Origin of the sequence: Thalassobacillus devorans, assembly GCF_900176565.1 — a bacterium.
In the GTDB taxonomy this organism is placed as follows: domain Bacteria; phylum Bacillota; class Bacilli; order Bacillales; family Halobacillaceae; genus Thalassobacillus; species Thalassobacillus devorans_A.
On the sequence record NZ_FXEH01000006.1, the window covers coordinates 1,571,195 to 1,587,111 of the forward strand.

The 15,917-nt window shown below is 42.2% G+C and carries 15 protein-coding genes; 1 reads left to right on the top strand and 14 read right to left on the bottom strand.

Annotated features, from left to right (window positions below):
* Positions 1–107: 107 nt before the first annotated feature.
* Both B9Y67_RS18945 and rpsU read right to left on the bottom strand, forming a co-directional pair.
* Entirely contained in the window at positions 108–554 is a 447-nt protein-coding gene (locus tag B9Y67_RS18945; protein WP_062446821.1) for a GatB/YqeY domain-containing protein, read from the bottom strand.
* A gap of 18 nt (positions 555–572) precedes the next feature.
* The gene (gene rpsU, locus B9Y67_RS18950) at positions 573–749 is read right to left on the bottom strand and encodes a 30S ribosomal protein S21 (RefSeq protein WP_028783259.1); all 177 of its coding nucleotides are present in this window, start codon (positions 747–749) and stop codon (positions 573–575) included.
* A gap of 212 nt (positions 750–961) precedes the next feature.
* On the opposite strand from rpsU, the gene B9Y67_RS18955 reads away from it, so the two are divergent.
* Positions 962–1,885 (top strand): Na/Pi symporter, encoded by a 924-nt coding sequence (locus B9Y67_RS18955; RefSeq protein ID WP_176224053.1) that lies wholly within the window; start codon positions 962–964, stop codon positions 1,883–1,885.
* A 276-nt stretch (positions 1,886–2,161) separates the two neighbouring features.
* Here the strand turns inward: B9Y67_RS18955 and deoC are convergent, their stop codons facing one another.
* The 12 genes from deoC to spoIIP all read right to left on the bottom strand — a co-directional run bounded on the left by deoC (position 2,162) and on the right by spoIIP (position 15,821).
* Positions 2,162–2,881 (bottom strand): deoxyribose-phosphate aldolase, encoded by a 720-nt coding sequence (deoC, locus tag B9Y67_RS18960; protein ID WP_254901843.1) that lies wholly within the window; start codon positions 2,879–2,881, stop codon positions 2,162–2,164.
* An 81-nt stretch (positions 2,882–2,962) separates the two neighbouring features.
* A complete protein-coding gene (gene mtaB, locus B9Y67_RS18965) occupies positions 2,963–4,318 on the bottom strand; it encodes a tRNA (N(6)-L-threonylcarbamoyladenosine(37)-C(2))-methylthiotransferase MtaB (RefSeq protein ID WP_085509243.1) in 1,356 nt (451 codons plus the stop codon).
* A gap of 5 nt (positions 4,319–4,323) precedes the next feature.
* Entirely contained in the window at positions 4,324–5,076 is a 753-nt protein-coding gene (locus B9Y67_RS18970; RefSeq protein ID WP_085508917.1) for a 16S rRNA (uracil(1498)-N(3))-methyltransferase, read from the bottom strand.
* A gap of 21 nt (positions 5,077–5,097) precedes the next feature.
* Positions 5,098–6,033 (bottom strand): 50S ribosomal protein L11 methyltransferase, encoded by a 936-nt coding sequence (gene prmA / locus B9Y67_RS18975; RefSeq protein WP_085509244.1) that lies wholly within the window; start codon positions 6,031–6,033, stop codon positions 5,098–5,100.
* 103 nt (positions 6,034–6,136) lie between these two features.
* Positions 6,137–7,267 (bottom strand): molecular chaperone DnaJ, encoded by a 1,131-nt coding sequence (gene dnaJ / locus B9Y67_RS18980; RefSeq protein WP_085508918.1) that lies wholly within the window; start codon positions 7,265–7,267, stop codon positions 6,137–6,139.
* 146 nt (positions 7,268–7,413) lie between these two features.
* Positions 7,414–9,249: a molecular chaperone DnaK gene (dnaK, locus tag B9Y67_RS18985; protein ID WP_085508919.1), complete on the bottom strand. Its 1,836-nt coding sequence runs from the start codon at positions 9,247–9,249 to the stop codon at positions 7,414–7,416.
* Positions 9,250–9,334: 85 nt separating this feature from the next.
* A complete protein-coding gene (gene grpE, locus B9Y67_RS18990) occupies positions 9,335–9,889 on the bottom strand; it encodes a nucleotide exchange factor GrpE (protein WP_085508920.1) in 555 nt (184 codons plus the stop codon).
* A 124-nt stretch (positions 9,890–10,013) separates the two neighbouring features.
* Positions 10,014–11,045, bottom strand: a complete 1,032-nt coding sequence (gene hrcA, locus B9Y67_RS18995; RefSeq protein ID WP_085508921.1) for a heat-inducible transcriptional repressor HrcA — start codon at positions 11,043–11,045, stop codon at positions 10,014–10,016.
* 96 nt (positions 11,046–11,141) lie between these two features.
* Entirely contained in the window at positions 11,142–12,290 is a 1,149-nt protein-coding gene (gene hemW, locus B9Y67_RS19000; RefSeq protein ID WP_085509245.1) for a radical SAM family heme chaperone HemW, read from the bottom strand.
* Positions 12,291–12,349: 59 nt separating this feature from the next.
* Positions 12,350–14,167 carry a translation elongation factor 4 gene (gene lepA / locus B9Y67_RS19005; protein ID WP_085508922.1) on the bottom strand — a complete coding sequence of 606 codons (1,818 nt, stop codon included), beginning with the start codon at positions 14,165–14,167 and terminating at the stop codon, positions 12,350–12,352.
* 151 nt (positions 14,168–14,318) lie between these two features.
* Positions 14,319–14,648, bottom strand: coding sequence for a hypothetical protein (locus tag B9Y67_RS19010; RefSeq protein ID WP_085508923.1), 330 nt, complete (start codon positions 14,646–14,648; stop codon positions 14,319–14,321).
* Between the two features lie 18 nt (positions 14,649–14,666).
* Positions 14,667–15,821, bottom strand: coding sequence for a stage II sporulation protein P (spoIIP, locus tag B9Y67_RS19015; protein WP_139823855.1), 1,155 nt, complete (start codon positions 15,819–15,821; stop codon positions 14,667–14,669).
* Positions 15,822–15,917: the final 96 nt, after the last annotated feature.

Consider the following 15,917-nt stretch of genomic DNA (forward strand, 5'->3'; position numbering starts at 1 on the left):
GAAAATACACAGCTGGTTTAACTCAGTATTTTAGGGTTTTAAAACCTTACTTTCTAAAGGGTTAAAAAAAATCTCCCTATCACAAGGGAGATTTTTCCATCATGTAATCATGATAAATGCTTCAGTACGAGCTTATTTACTTGAGAACCATCTGCCTTGCCTTTCACTTTAGGCATGATTGCACTCATTACTTTCCCCATATCTTTCTTTGAGGAAGCTCCCACTTCTGCAATCGTTTCTTGAACAACTTGTTCAAGTTCTTCTTCTGAAAGCTGTTTCGGCATATATGCTTGTAAAATCTCTATTTCACGATTAAGTTTTTCTACAAGGTCTTCGCGTCCAGCTTCTTGAAATTCATGGAGGGAATCCTTACGTTGCTTTACCTCGCGGGATAAAACAGTAAGCTCTTCTTCTTCAGATAATTCGCCTCTTCCAAGTTTGATCGCTTCATTTTGCAAGGAAGCTTTAACCATGCGGATAACGGTCAGTTTTTCCTTTTCCTTATTCCGCATCGCTTGTTTCATGTCTTGATTGAGACGTTCAACTAATGACATAGCTCTCTACACCCTCTTTTACCACTTACGCTTTCTAGCGGCCTCAGACTTTTTCTTACGGCGTACGCTAGGCTTTTCGTAATGTTCACGTTTACGATATTCAGATAGAGTTCCAGATTTGGATACACTCTTTTTGAAGCGACGAAGAGCATCTTCAAGAGACTCGTTTTTACGAACGCGAGTTGTTTTTGACATGCTATTTCCCTCCCTCCGAAGCATAAAGCAAGTATCTTCTCAGCATGCATCTCTATATCCCATGCCTTTGATAATTATATTATAACCCCTATTCCGGGTCAACTTTTTTCCCTGAATTTGTTCCATACTTACCATTTTTTTGTTCAGTTATCCCTGAATTTCTGTACATGTTTCCTTCCTCTTGTCCATATAGTGAAATGAGGTGTCGCCATATGATGATGGAATTAATTTCAAAATTAACGGTATTGTTATTAATGTTTCTTTTTGGCCTGCAATGTTTGAAAGTAGGTCTATTCCAACTTTCCTACCAACGAACTAAGCAGTGGATACAGCATTTTTCCAGAAACCCTATCCTTGCCATTTTAACAGGGTTTGCTGCAACAGGCTTACTGCAAAGCAGTTCGGTTGTAATTGTATTAGCAATGGGGCTTGTTACTACTAAATATATGAAAGTAACTCAGGCTATAGGTATCATGCTTGGTGCCAACCTAGGTACCACCCTTACAGGGGAGATATTAAGTTTGTCATTGCATCTTCCATATAGCTTCCTACTCCTTGCAGGTGGTTTGATGATCGTCATGCAGCATCAGAAAACATTTGCCTGGGGCACTATTTTATTTGGACTTGCTGTCATCTTTCTGGCCTTAGAAAACTTAGGAGGGTCCATAGCTGATTTCATGAATCTTCCTGGAACTTCTGACTGGTTAAGTTCACTGGATGATTCTACTCTTTCTGCCTTGTTTTTTGGTATTATCGGATCCGGGCTTATTCAGTCGTCCTCTGCCATGTTTGGAGTGACGCTGACCATGCTGGAGCAAGGAGCAATCTCTATGCCATCTGCCATAGCTGTTATCCTGGGGACCAATATAGGCACTTGTATAACAGCATCCATAGCAGGTGCCGCCCTTGATAAAGGCGCTAGAGTAGTGGCATCAAGCCATATCTGGTACAACCTCATCAGTGTGCTCTTATTCCTTCCTGTCCTCGGTTATTTGGATGAGCTATCTGTCTGGCTTGCAGCAGAACCTGGCAGGCAGTTAGCCCATTTGGCAGTGCTTTTCAACACGGTGACCATCTTTCTGTTCTACCCTTTTTTAAAACCTTTCGAAAAATGGCTTACCCGTTTGCATAAATAAAAATTTATTCTTAGTTAAAGCTCCTGTTCCATTAAGAGGGCCGAAAAGTCGAAGACTTGATTTCGAGACATTATTTGAGAAATAGGGGCGTTGGGGAAGGATTTGCTTTCCGCGGGGAAGACGGAAAGCGAGTTATTTCCCGGTCCTCCAAACCGTTACTACCGTAACGGAAACAACATATCTTGAAACTGAGTCTTCAGCAAAAGGGAGCTTTAATGGAATAAGGATCGGACAAAATGAAAGCCCAGAGTTTCTACAACTCTGGGCTTATTAATATTAATAATCGGAGGTACCTTGTTCACCTTTTATGATTTGAATGCCGGAACTTGCACCGATACGCGTAGCACCTGCATCAATCATCGCTTTTGTAGCTTCAAAATCACGCACTCCACCAGAAGCCTTCACGCCAAGCTCCGGTCCAACTGTAGCACGCATTAGTTTAATATCTTCTACAGTCGCTCCTCCTCCTGAGAATCCCGTAGAAGTCTTCACATAATCCGCGCCTGCCTTGACAGCCAACTCACAGGCTTTTACTTTTTCCTCATCTGTAAGCAGTGAGGTTTCAATGATTACTTTGACTAGAGCTTTATCCTCTGCTTCTCTTACGACAGCCTCGATATCTGCCTGTACTGTCTCATAATCTTTTGATTTAAGCGCTCCCACGTTGATGACCATATCAATTTCTGTAGCACCTTTTTCGATGGCCTGTTTTGTTTCAAATGCTTTGACTTCTTTCGTATTCGCTCCCAATGGGAAACCGATTACAGTACAAACCTTAACGTTAGTGTCTTTTAAATGTTCATAGCAATGATTGACCCAATAAGGGTTCACACATACAGAAGCAAACTCATACTCTTTCGCTTCCTGACAGACTTGATCAATTTTTTCCTGAGGAGTGTCCGGCTTTAATTGTGTATGATCAATATACTTTGCGATATTTTCCATAAAACCTCTTCCTTTCTTCTGGTCGGTTAGTTGTACGTACCTCTCCATCATAGCATGAAGGCAGGTTAATTTCTATGCCTAGTCTTTTCCTCTTTCGAAAAAGCCATACGAACGGTCGTATGGCTTTCCCCTTTAAATAGCAGTAACCCGGCTGCTCAAATCCGGTTCGTCCATTACGCGAACAAACTGACCTTCATTATACGGGTAGCCTGCTTCAGTTATTTTTACTTTGACAATTTTTCCAATTAATTCCTTAGATCCCTCGAACTTCACTTTCAAATAATTATCGGTATAACCGATCAGTACACCACCATTTTCGGTTTCTTTATCTTCCTCTTCAGGAATGACCTCTAAGACGTCATTTTCAAAGCGGGAGGCGTATTCTTTCGCCTGCTGATCGGATAATTCAATCAAACGGTGTACGCGCTCATTTTTCACTTCTTCATCGACTTGATTATCCATTCGTGCTGCTGGTGTACCTGTTCGCTTGGAGAATGGGAAGACATGTAGTTCAGAATAACCGATTTCCTGAACAGCCCGATAGGTTTCCATGAATTCTTCTTCCGTTTCCCCCGGGAATCCTACAATAACATCAGAAGTGATGGCAAGGTCAGGCAACGCTTCTTTGATTCTCTCAATTCGTTCCTTATAAAATTCCATCGTGTATTTTCTGCGCATACGTTTAAGTACTGTGTCAGAACCAGATTGTAATGGTATGTGTAAATGGCGCACAATTTTATCCGAGTCGTTTAAGACTTGAATAACATCATCCGTAATTTGGCTTGCTTCAATAGAAGAAATACGGATACGCTTCAATCCTGTAACTTTCTCATCTAACTCACGAAGCAGCATCGCAAGGTTATAGTCTTTCATATCTTCACCATAACCACCAGTATGAATTCCGGTTAGGACGATTTCTTTATAGCCTGCATCCACAAGCTGTTGAGCTTGTTTGATAACATCTTCCGGCTTTCTTGAACGCATCAAGCCACGCGCCCAAGGAATAATACAGAAGGTACAGAAATTATTGCAGCCTTCCTGGATTTTTAAAGAAGCTCGCGTACGATCTGTAAAATATGGCACGTCCAATTCTTCATATACACGGTTTTTCATGATATTAGTAACGCCATTGATCGGTTGACGTTCCTGTTTATATTGTTCAATATAATCCAGCATCTTCACCCTGTTTTGGGTACCGACTACAATATCCACCCCAGGTATATCCATAATTTCCCCAGGTGAGGTCTGTGCATAACAGCCGGTTACACAAATAACACCATCTGGATTTTTACGAATGGCACGACGGATAACCTGACGGCTTTTTTTATCTCCGGTATTGGTTACCGTACAGGTATTGATAACGTAAACGTCAGATTCGCGATCGAAGTCCACGCGTTCATACCCCTGATCTTTAAATAATTGCCATACGGCTTCAGTTTCATAGTGATTCACTTTACACCCTAATGTATGAAATGCCACTGTTGGCATTTTCATCACCTCAATTCTTCTAGATGATACGAAATACTTGCCAGCAAATATAGAGGAGCTGTTTCCATTCGTAAGATTCGGGGACCCAGCCGGACAGGATGAAATCCTGCTTCCGTAAGCTTAGCTGCCTCGGACTGAGAAAAGCCTCCTTCGGGTCCAATCACTGCAATCACGCGGTCACCAGCAGACATTTTATTGACCAAATTCGCTAAAGACTGGTATTCATCCTGTTTTGCTTCATTTTCAAATGCGAATAATTTCCATTTATATTGTTCACCTAATTGTATCAGCTCGTCTAGTTGATGAACAGAATGAATGGACGGTATTATTGTACGTTGGCATTGTTCACTAGCTTCTTTCGCAATTTTTTCAAGGCGGGAGATTTTCTTATCCACCTTTTTTTTATCCCATTTTACTACAGATCTTTCTGCTTGATAAGGGATGAATTGGGAAGCACCTAGCTCTGTACCTTTTTGTACGACCGTCTCTAACTTATCCCCTTTGCCAAGCGCTTGGACAATAGTGACTTCCACAGGGAGTTCTACTTGCTCATCCAGCCATTTGATGATATTACATTGTACCGCCTCTTTATCAGTACTTGTAATACGGCATGAGGCAGCAAAGCCGCTGGGGTTAATACAAATAATTTCATCATCCGGCTGCATTCGCATAACCCGGACAATATGATGGACATCCTCGCCTGTTATGGTTACTACCTGTTCAGTCCAGCCGTCTTCCCCTACAAAATATCGCTGCATTCGATGCACCTGCTTTACTTACTATTTCGTTGCGATAATAGATATCCAATCTTCCATTTGGTTCACTTCCACTATATCAAAACCGGCATTTTTCAGGCTTTGTTTTACATCTTCTTTTTTTCCTTGTATGATCCCGGAAGTGATGAAATAGCCTCCTGGCTTCAAGAGCTGATAGGCATCTTCGGTGAAACGGACAATGATCTCTGCAAGAATATTGGAAACAATCAAATCTGCCTTCACATCTACCCCATTCAGCAAATCATTTTGACGTGCAGAAATCCGGTCCTCCACCTGGTTGAGCCTGGCATTATTTTCAGTACTTGATACAGCAATCTCATCGAGATCATAAGCAAGCACTTCAGATGCCCCAAGCAGCACCGAAGCAACACTTAGAATGCCGGAACCTGCTCCCACATCCAAAACAAGGTCTCCTTCATTCAGAAAACGTTCAATAGCTTGAATACTAAGTACTGTTGTAGGATGCGTTCCCGTGCCAAAGGCCATCCCAGGGTCCATTTCGATAATTACTTCATCACTGGAAACGGGTTCATATTCCTCCCACGTAGGGATGATCGTTACTTTGTCTGAAACTTTGACTGGTTTATAATATTTTTTCCATTCATTCGCCCAATCTTCTTCATTGACTTCAGAAAGTGTCACCTTATTTTTGCCTAACTGGATATCATATTCCGCTAAACTGTTAATGGACTGTTTGACAGAATCGATGGTTTCACTCAAAAAACTATTAACCGGAAGGTAGGCTTTTACATAAACCCCTTCTGAAGGATAATCGTCAGGATCGAGCTCATATAATTCGCCAAAACCCGCTCTGCGTTCTTTTTCCATATCTTGTGGATCTTCAATGACTACACCACTGGCTCCTGCTTCATGCAGGATATTTGAAACTGGTTCTACAGCTTCGTTTGTAGTATGAATACAAACTTCCGACCATTTCATTTCCATCAACTCTTTTCCAGTCGTTTTTTGAATCTTACCTGCCTCAACATATGTAGAGGCTGATTCAAAATAGTTTTCCTAATTTTGATCAGCCCCTGTAATCCTACTCGCCTTTGAATGCTCGCTTCATTTTTTGGAAAAAGTTACCGTGTTGTTCTTCTGTCGCTTCATTACCACTGATTTCATTAAACTCACGGATTAGTTCTTTCTGTCTTTCCGTAAGGTTTTGTGGAGTGACGACACGGATTTTCACATGCTGGTCGCCATGACCATGTCCGCGGACATTAGGAGCACCTTTCCCTTTCAAACGGAATGTTTTCCCTGTTTGCGTTCCTGCTGGCACTTTCAGTTTCACTCTGCCATGTACAGTCGGTACTTCTAACTCATCACCAAGTGCAGCTTGTGCAAAGGTTACAGGCAGCTCACAAAAGATGTGGTCGCCTTCTCTTTCAAAGAATTCATGAGATTCTACTCTCACTACAACAAACAAATCACCCGCAGGTCCTCCGTTGGCACCGGATTCCCCTTGTCCTGCTACCCGGATTTGCATGCCATCATCAATTCCTGCTGGTATGCTGACATGGATTTTTTTTCGTTTGGTCACATTTCCAGAACCGCCGCAGGTATTACATTTCTCCTTGACGATTTTACCACTGCCTTGGCAATAATGACATACTCTACGGTTAACGACACGGCCAAACGGAGTATTTTGCTCTTCGTTCAGCTGGCCGCTCCCTTTACAGTGAGGACAGGTTTCTGGAGATGTCCCTGGCTTGGCTCCTGAGCCATCACATGTCTCACATTCTTCTTCTTTCGGTATTTCAATATCCGCTTCTTTACCGAAAATGGCTTCTTCAAAGCCCAGTGTCATTGTATATTGAAGGTCAGCGCCCTTACGGGGAGCATTTGGATCACGTCTTCTGCCCCCGCCGCCAAAGAACATATCAAATATATCGCCGAAGCCGCCAAAATCTTCCGCGCCTCCACCGAAGCCGCCAAACCCGCCTTGACCTTGAGGGCCGGCATGACCAAATTGATCATATTGGGCACGTTTCTGCTGATCACTTAATACTTCGTAAGCTTCCTTTACTTCTTTAAACTTATCCGCCGCATCCGGTTCATCACTGACGTCCGGATGGTATTTGCGGGCAAGTTTTCGATAACTCTTCTTAATTTCGTCCTTGGAAGCGTCTTTTCCCACACCAAGAACGTCATAGTAGTCTCGTTTACTCACTTGACGATCACTCTCCCGGCACTATTGCATAAAGTTAATAATAACATTGATACAAAGCTATTTTCAAATCTTGTTTCTTCACTTTCGTTTACGTTAAAAAAGTCAAAGCCAAGAAATTCCTGACTTTGACTTTTAACTTGACTTTCTTACTTTTTGTCGTCTTCTTCATTAACTTCTTCATAATCAGCATCGACTACATCATCGTCGCTGCCTTGTCCGCCTTCTGCTTCCTGCTGAGCTTGAGCTTGTTGTGCTGCTTGCTCATACACTTTTGCAGATAAGTTTTGGACGTGTTCCTGAAGCGCTTCTTTCTTTTCTTTGATCTTATCCAGATCTTCTCCTTCTAACGCTTCTTTCAATTCATCTTTAGCGGTTTCTGCCTGTTGTTTTTCTTCTTCAGAAACCTGTTCGCCTAAGTCTTTCAATGTTTTTTCAGTAGTGAAGATCATTTGGTCCGCTTCATTGCGAAGTTCTACCTCTTCACGGCGTTTCTTATCTGCTTCGGCATTTTCTTCTGCTTCTTTGACCATCTTTTCTACTTCTTCGTCAGAAAGCCCGGAAGAAGATTTAATAGTGATGGACTGCTCTTTATTTGTACCCATATCCTTAGCACGGACGTTAACAATACCGTTAGCATCGATGTCGAAGGATACTTCAATTTGTGGTACACCACGCGGCGCTGGTGGAATATCTGTCAATTGGAAACGGCCAAGCGTTTTGTTATCCTGTGCCATTTCACGCTCACCTTGGAGTACATGGATATCAACCGCAGTCTGGTTATCTGCTGCTGTTGAGAATACTTGGGAGTGGCTGGTTGGAATTGTTGTGTTACGTTCAATAAGTTTAGTAGTTACGCCACCCATAGTTTCAATACCAAGGGAAAGTGGGGTAACGTCCAGAAGAACAACATCTTTAACGTCCCCTTGTAAGACTCCACCTTGAATAGCAGCACCAAGCGCTACTACCTCATCAGGGTTAACTCCTTTAGAAGGTTCTTTTCCTACTTCTTTTTTCAATGCATCCTGGACAGCCGGAATACGAGTGGAACCACCGACTAAGATAACTTTATCGATTTCACTGGAAGAAAGACCAGCGTCTTTTAGAGCCTGACGAGTCGGTTTCATAGAGCGCTCAATTAGATCAGAAGAAAGTTCTTCGAATTTAGCGCGTGTCAATGTCATTTCCAGATGCAATGGACCAGCTTCCCCGGCTGTGATAAACGGAAGGGAAATCTGAGTTTGTGCAACACCGGAAAGGTCCTTCTTCGCTTTTTCAGCGGCATCTTTCAGGCGTTGTTTGGCCATTTTGTCCTGAGATAGATCGATACCATTTTCTTTCTTGAACTCAGCAACCATATGGTCGATAATTACCTGGTCAAAATCGTCCCCGCCAAGGCGGTTATCACCGGCAGTAGATACAACTTCAAACGTACCGTCGCCAATATCAAGGATAGAAACGTCAAAAGTACCGCCACCAAGGTCATAAACAAGAATTGTCTGATCCTGGTCCTCTTTATCGATACCATAAGCAAGTGCTGCAGCAGTTGGCTCATTGATGATACGTTCTACTTCGATGCCAGCGATTTTACCTGCATCTTTAGTAGCCTGACGTTCCGCATCATTAAAGTAAGCCGGTACAGTAATTACAGCTTTGTCTACCGTTTCACCCAGGTAGTCTTCTGCATATCCTTTGATGTATTGAAGGATGATTGCAGAAACTTCTTGAGGTGTGTATTCTTTTCCTTCCACTTCTACTTTATGGTCGGTACCCATATAACGTTTAATGGAAAGGATAGTGTTCGGGTTAGTAATCGCCTGACGCTTAGCGACTTCCCCTACCTGGCGTTCACCATTTTTAAACGCGACGGCAGAAGGAGTTGTACGGTTACCTTCTGGATTTGGAATTACTTTTGATTCGCCGCCTTCCATTACAGCGACACAAGAGTTTGTTGTACCTAAGTCAATACCAATGATTTTACCCATTGAAAATTCCTCCTTATAGCTCTACTGTGTTGAATTCATATGAATGAACTCCTGTACGGAGTTAGATTACATATAGATGGCTCGTTTACTGGTTCACTTTCACCATTGCAGGCCGGATTACCCGATCTTTCAGTTTGTATCCTTTTTGCATTTCTTCAATGACAACATTGGAATCGTAGTCTTCCTCATTCGCCTGCATAACTGCCTGATGAAGGTGAGGATCAAACTGCTCACCCTCTGCTTTGATTTCTTCAACGCCCTCTTTTTCCAATGCAGCTTTAAATTGCTGGTAAACCATTTTCATACCATCGACGAACCCTTTAGCGGCTTCGCCTTCGACCTCCACTTTCAATGCACGGTCAAAATTGTCCAAAACCGGAACTAATTCAGTAACGAGGTCCTGGGATTTATATTTACGATCCGCTTCGCGTTCTTTCATTGTGCGTCTGCGGAAGTTATCATAATCAGCTTGCAGGCGGATCAAGCGGTTATTAAGTTCTTCGTAATCCTGCTTCAATTTTTCTAATTCCTCGTCCTCAGCCTGTTCTTCCTCAAGGACTTCCTGTTCCATTTCTTCTTCCTTCGCTGTTTCTTCTGGATCTGTAATGATTTCTTGTTCCTGCTGGTTGTCCTTTGACATTCCGACACCCCCTCCGAGTTCTATTCACCGTTAAGACTATAACACTTTTACTGCACAGAAAAAAGTAAAAGGACAAAAATAAGGGATGGGAGAAAAAACTGCCCATCTTTATCCTTTTCTACCCTTATTCATTTTGATACCAGGACTTAAAGGTATCTGTCATTTCTGATGAAAGCACGTGCATTAATTTAATAACGCGATTGTACTCCATCCGGGTAGGTCCTAATAAAGCGATGGTTCCAACTTGATCATCACCTAACGCGTAACTGGCCGTAATCAAGCTGCAATCCTGCATGGCATCGACCTCATTCTCATGGCCGATTTTCACTTGAATTCCAGAATGATCGTTACGCAGTAAGTGAACAATCTCACTTTCTTTTTCCATCATGGCATACAGGGATCTCACTTTTTCAAGGTCTTTGAACTCTGGCTGCATGAGTATATTGGTTTTTCCGCCGACATACAACTTTGTAGGCTGCTCATTCAGCAACGCCGCCTGCAAGTATTGAAATGCCTGCTCATAATTATTCGTATGAGTTTTCAACAAAGCGCCGACTTCACTGAAAATCTTCTCATGAAGTTGTACCAAAGGCACACCATGTAAACGGTCATTCAAAATATTCACCATTTTTTCCAGATCATTTGCTTCAATTTCCTGAGGGATATTGAAAGCCCTGTGTTCCACATGACCCGTATTGGTTACAAGAATGGCTACAGCTGTCTGAGCAGTCAATGGAACAATCTGCAGCTGCTTCAACTTCGTTTCAAACACCTCTGGTCCGAGAATGATCGAAGTGTAATTCGTCAAATCAGATAAAATTCCCGCTGACTTTTGAACCACTCTCTCAAACTCAAGCATCTGATCCCGAAAGGTTTCCTGAATCGAACGAATTTCCTTATTAGAAAGACGGAAAGGGGATAATAAATGATCTACATAAAACCGATACCCACTTTCGGAAGGAACCCTTCCGGATGATGAATGGGTCTTTTCTATCAGCCCCATCTCTTCCAAGTCAACCATCTCATTTCGAATGGTAGCCGAACTGAAGGTGACTTCATCTTTCTTGGAAATCGAACGTGACCCTACAGGTTGTGCTGTATGGATGAATTCATCAATAATCACTTGCAGTACCAGTAATTGCCTTTCTGTCAACATGATGATCACCTCTGTTAGCACTCTTATCTGTTGAGTGCTAAATCTATTATAAAATTATCAAATGCCTTTTATGTTGTCAACGACTTTAGCTTGGATTTATACATCTTTTTCATCCAGCAAAAATTCCTGGAAAACCTCATTGCCAAGGAGCCTTCCCTTTTCTGTCAATGCTATTTTATCATCCGCTATTACAATTAATTGCCGCTCTTTTAAATAAGGCAGAATATCCCCATAAACCTGCTCAAATTTATTGCCATATTTCACCTCGAAATTATTTAAGTCTACGCCTTCTGTCTTCCGCAGACCTAAAAATAACTCTTCTTCTACTTGTTCTCTTCTGCCGATTGGCTCCTCGTGAAGTACAGGACGGCCATTTTCTTCTGCTTGTTTAATATAGGCTGGAAGCGGTCGGATATTCACGATCCGTTTGCCCGGAAGATAGCCATGGGCCCCAGCCCCAAACCCGAAGTAATATTCGTTGTTCCAATAGGTCATGTTGTGTTTGCTTTCAAATCCTGGTTCCGCAAAATTGCTGATTTCATATTGTTTTTTTCCTTTAGCCATCATTTTCTTCTGCAGCAATTCATACATTGCTGCTTCTGATTCCTCTGGAGGCTTCCTTAATTTACCTTTTTTATAGCGTTGATAAAATACGGTTTTCGGCTCAATTTGCAAGGAATACGAAGAGTAATGAGGCAGATCGAAGCGTAATGCTTCGTCCACCGTTTGTTCGAATTGCTCTACAGTTTGACCTGGAAGGGCATAAATCAAATCGATACTGATATTCGTGAGACCTGCATTCAACAGCCTGTCTATATTAGTATAGACATCTTTGACTTTATGAAGACGGCCTATTTTTTCAAGCATCCTATCGTCAAAAACTTGCACTCCAAGGGATATACGATTAACACCGTAAGCTTTCAAGAGCTTTACTTTTTCTTCATCAAGATCACCTGGATTGGCTTCAAACGTATATTCACTGCAGGCTGCGATATCATGATAACGATCAATGATGATAAGCAGTTTTTTCAATTGTTCCCTGGACAGTGCCGTGGGAGTACCGCCACCTACAAAAATAGTCCTGGGGGCTATCTTTTTTTCCGGTATATATGATTTGATTTCTTTTTCCAACGCGTTCAAGTAATCATCTGCCAGCCTCTCATTATAAAAAAACTTTGTAAAATCACAGTAGTGACAAATCTGCTGACAGAATGGTATGTGAATATATACTGATGGTATGTGCATCAGGTTACCGCCTTTCATAACGAAAACCGCAAGAAAAACTTCCTGCGGTTTTCGGCATATTAATTATCATCGTCATCCATTTCAAGTACAGACATGAAGGCTTCTTGCGGTACTTCGACGGAACCGACCATCTTCATCCGTTTCTTACCTTCTTTTTGCTTTTCTAATAGTTTACGCTTACGGGATATATCTCCCCCGTAACATTTGGATAACACGTTCTTTCTCATCGCTTTGATCGTGGAACGAGCTACTACTTTGTTACCGATCGTTGCCTGAACCGGCACCTCGAATTGCTGTCTCGGAATGAGATTCTTCAGCTTTTCGACAATTTGCTTTCCTCGTTCATAGGCAAAGTCTCTATGCACAATGAATGATAAAGCATCAATCGTGTCACCATTCAACAGAATATCCATTTTGACGAGGTCGGATGCCTGATAGCCGATCAGCTCATAATCAAATGAAGCATAGCCTTTTGTTTTTGATTTCAAGGCATCAAAGAAATCATATACGATTTCGGATAATGGAATCTCATATACAACGTTGACCCGGTTTTCATCGAGATACTGCATATCTTTGAAATCGCCACGTTTCTTCTGGCATATTTCCATTACCGGCCCGACAAAATCATTCGGTACCATGATCGTAGCTTTGACAAATGGTTCCCGGACTTCCTGTATTTTTTGGTTGTCTGGCATCATCGATGGGTTATCCACTTGTATTTCACTTCCATCTGTCAAAGCCACCTGATAAATAACACTTGGTGCAGTAGTGATCAGATCAATACCAAATTCTCTTTCAATACGCTCCTGAATAATCTCCATATGAAGCATCCCAAGGAAACCTGTGCGGAAGCCAAAGCCAAGCGCCTGAGATGTCTCCGCTTCATATTGAAGGGAAGAATCATTTAATTCCAATCGCTCCAATGCTTCACGAAGGTCATTATAACGGTTGGCATCTACCGGATACATTCCACAGAAAACCATTGGATTTAAACGTTTATAACCTGGCAATGGTTCGGCGGCCTGCTTTTTGGCATGTGTAATCGTATCACCGACGCGACTGTCCCCAACATTCTTAATCGAAGCAGTCAAATAACCAACATCTCCGACCGTCAATTCATCCAGTGGAGCTGGTTTAGGTTTAAACACACCTACTTCATTGACTTCAAATTCTTTTCCGGTCGCCATCATCTTGATTTTATCGCCAACTTTAACAGACCCTTCTTTGATACATACATAAGCGATGACACCACGATATGGATCATATAAGGAATCAAATATCAATGCTTTCAATGGTTCTTCCTCATTGCCTGCCGGCGCTGGGATGTCACTGACAATTCTTTCAAGTATTTCATCGATTCCTTTCCCATCTTTGGCAGAGGCAAGGATCGCATCAGAAGCATCGATGCCGATCACATCCTCGATCTCCTGCTTCACCCTATCCGGGTCTGCACTAGGAAGGTCAATTTTATTAATAACCGGGATAATTTCCAACTCATTCTCCAGTGCTAAGTAAACATTCGCTAATGTCTGGGCTTCAATCCCCTGGGCCGCATCGACGACCAGAATGGCACCCTCACAAGCAGCCAAACTACGCGACACTTCATACGTGAAGTCTACATGGCCTGGAGTATCTATTAAATGAAAAATATAATCTTCATCATCTTGTCGATAGTTCAATTGAACAGCATTCAATTTAATCGTAATTCCCCGTTCGCGTTCCAAATCCATTGCATCCAGGAATTGTTCTTTCATTTCACGCTGTGTCAATGCTTTTGTCTTTTCTAATATCCGATCAGCTAATGTCGATTTCCCATGATCAATGTGAGCAATGATCGAAAAGTTCCTCACACGCTGCTGTCTCTGATTACTTGCCAATTACAATCCACTCCTACTATTTTTACGAACGATAACTAGCATAGATTATAGCAATAGCCAAGGGAATATTCAATCATCAAAAGCGGAAGTTACGGGTCAGGAAAGCTGAAACCTAATTTTAAAAAAGAAGAAGCTGCCTGTGCTGCTTCTTCTAAAATAATGGCTCTACTATATTAGCTGCAGTAGTAATGACGATATCATAAAGCTTGGAAATCCCTGTACCTAATAACTCTGCAATCTGTACGCTGCCATGAGCGGGATATTGACCTTTATCTGGTAATGGGGTTTCTACAGGTATTCCAACCACAGGACCTTCAAACATATCGTTTTTTTCCGCTTGCCCTTCTAAAAGTGATTCTTCCGAAAGGATGGGGGCATCTGGCTGGTCAGTATGGTTTTCGGAGGCTTGATTGATACCAAACAAAGCACCACCAAGAAACAACGAGATCATCATACATAATATTAGCAAGTACTTTATCATAACTCCCACCTCCAGTTCTTAATCACCAGACACCTTTTCCGCTTCCCAGTAATATTCACTGAATACTTCCGCCACTGCATCAACCGACCGGTATATTTCATCCAGACTGTTTTCATGTCCACCGAATTCTAGTAATATCGCTTTTTCAGAAAGATCCTGATTGTATTTGCCATCCACTCCATTTCCTTTCTTTTTAATAACCCCCCTGCTTAATCCAGGGAACTTTTCATCCAGTAATTCATGAAGATCTGCAGCCAGTTTGGCATTTTTTTCATAAGCTTCGTGCTCAGCTCCGATAACAAAAATGGTTTTCGCAAAAATTTCCCCATCAATTTCTGTTGTGGTCACATCCCTCGGAGCGCCGTCACGGTGCAGGTCAAAAATGTATTGGATATCTTTGTTGGAAGCCATCGCTTCCGTAACGATCGTTCTTGATGCGTCATAGGGAGCTACCCCTTTTTCCTTTGCGAATGCAGTAACATCGCGCTCATTAACCTTTGCCCCAATTCCGTTGGCTTCTAAAGCCTTAGCCAGGCGATCACTCACTTTAGTGATATTCACTTCATCATGATAAGCATGTTCTGTCCCTTCAGCCAAGTGTGGAAGGAAGGATTCCCGGTTGTGGGTATTATAAATAAGAACGACATTGCGATCACCAGTGGAGGGTGCGTCTTTTCTTTCTGTTTTTTCCACCGGCTCCTCCTCTTCCGGATCCACCGCTTCCCTATCTTCCATTACTACATCCAGTGGCGGATGGGACTCTATCGGCAAGTTGGTATAATCCGTTCCCTCACCGGCAACCAGAATTTCACTATGATAAGTATCCAGCCCTGGCAACTCCCTTCCCAATAGGCTCCGCGGATCATTCGGTGTCAAACTCGTTGCCAATTGAAACCCCATTGTTGTCAGGTCAGGAGGTTTTACGTTATCAGGATAGGCTTCTTTGTACATTTTATTTTCCATACTGAATAAATATAAAAAAGAGGGACCATCAATTTGGCTTGTCCAGTCCTGAATGGTCTCTGAATAGATTCGATAAGTCGGTTTGACACTCGTCAATCCCCCAATAATCAATAAAAGAGCTGCCATGGCCGCAACCCATGAACCTGCCCGTTTTGACAGCCTATTGAATTGGTAGTGATGGAATAGCTTTCGCTTTCTTATTTTCTTCATCATCCGGCTCCCTTCATGACCTTAAGGCTGTTTATTAAAGTCTATGAGGGAGCTGATAAAATAGAACTTCTTCACTCTATCAATTTTCTATCATAT

Bases quoted from the DNA above. Each gene is read 5' to 3' on its own strand.
- deoC (WP_254901843.1), bottom strand. From the start codon at position 2,881: ATGATGGAGAGGTACGTACAACTAACCGACCAGAAGAAAGGAAGAGGT.
- B9Y67_RS18970 (WP_085508917.1), bottom strand. From the start codon at position 5,076: ATGCAGCGATATTTTGTAGGGGAAGACGGCTGGACTGAACAGGTAGTA.
- B9Y67_RS18955 (WP_176224053.1), top strand. From the start codon at position 962: ATGATGATGGAATTAATTTCAAAATTAACGGTATTGTTATTAATGTTT.
- B9Y67_RS18945 (WP_062446821.1), bottom strand. From the start codon at position 554: ATGTCATTAGTTGAACGTCTCAATCAAGACATGAAACAAGCGATGCGG.
- hrcA (WP_085508921.1), bottom strand. From the start codon at position 11,045: ATGTTGACAGAAAGGCAATTACTGGTACTGCAAGTGATTATTGATGAA.
- spoIIP (WP_139823855.1), bottom strand. From the start codon at position 15,821: ATGAAGAAAATAAGAAAGCGAAAGCTATTCCATCACTACCAATTCAAT.
- dnaK (WP_085508919.1), bottom strand. From the start codon at position 9,249: ATGGGTAAAATCATTGGTATTGACTTAGGTACAACAAACTCTTGTGTC.
- prmA (WP_085509244.1), bottom strand. From the start codon at position 6,033: ATGAAATGGTCGGAAGTTTGTATTCATACTACAAACGAAGCTGTAGAA.
- hemW (WP_085509245.1), bottom strand. From the start codon at position 12,290: ATGCACATACCATCAGTATATATTCACATACCATTCTGTCAGCAGATT.
- mtaB (WP_085509243.1), bottom strand. From the start codon at position 4,318: ATGCCAACAGTGGCATTTCATACATTAGGGTGTAAAGTGAATCACTAT.
- grpE (WP_085508920.1), bottom strand. From the start codon at position 9,889: ATGTCAAAGGACAACCAGCAGGAACAAGAAATCATTACAGATCCAGAA.
- B9Y67_RS19010 (WP_085508923.1), bottom strand. From the start codon at position 14,648: ATGATAAAGTACTTGCTAATATTATGTATGATGATCTCGTTGTTTCTT.
- rpsU (WP_028783259.1), bottom strand. From the start codon at position 749: ATGTCAAAAACAACTCGCGTTCGTAAAAACGAGTCTCTTGAAGATGCT.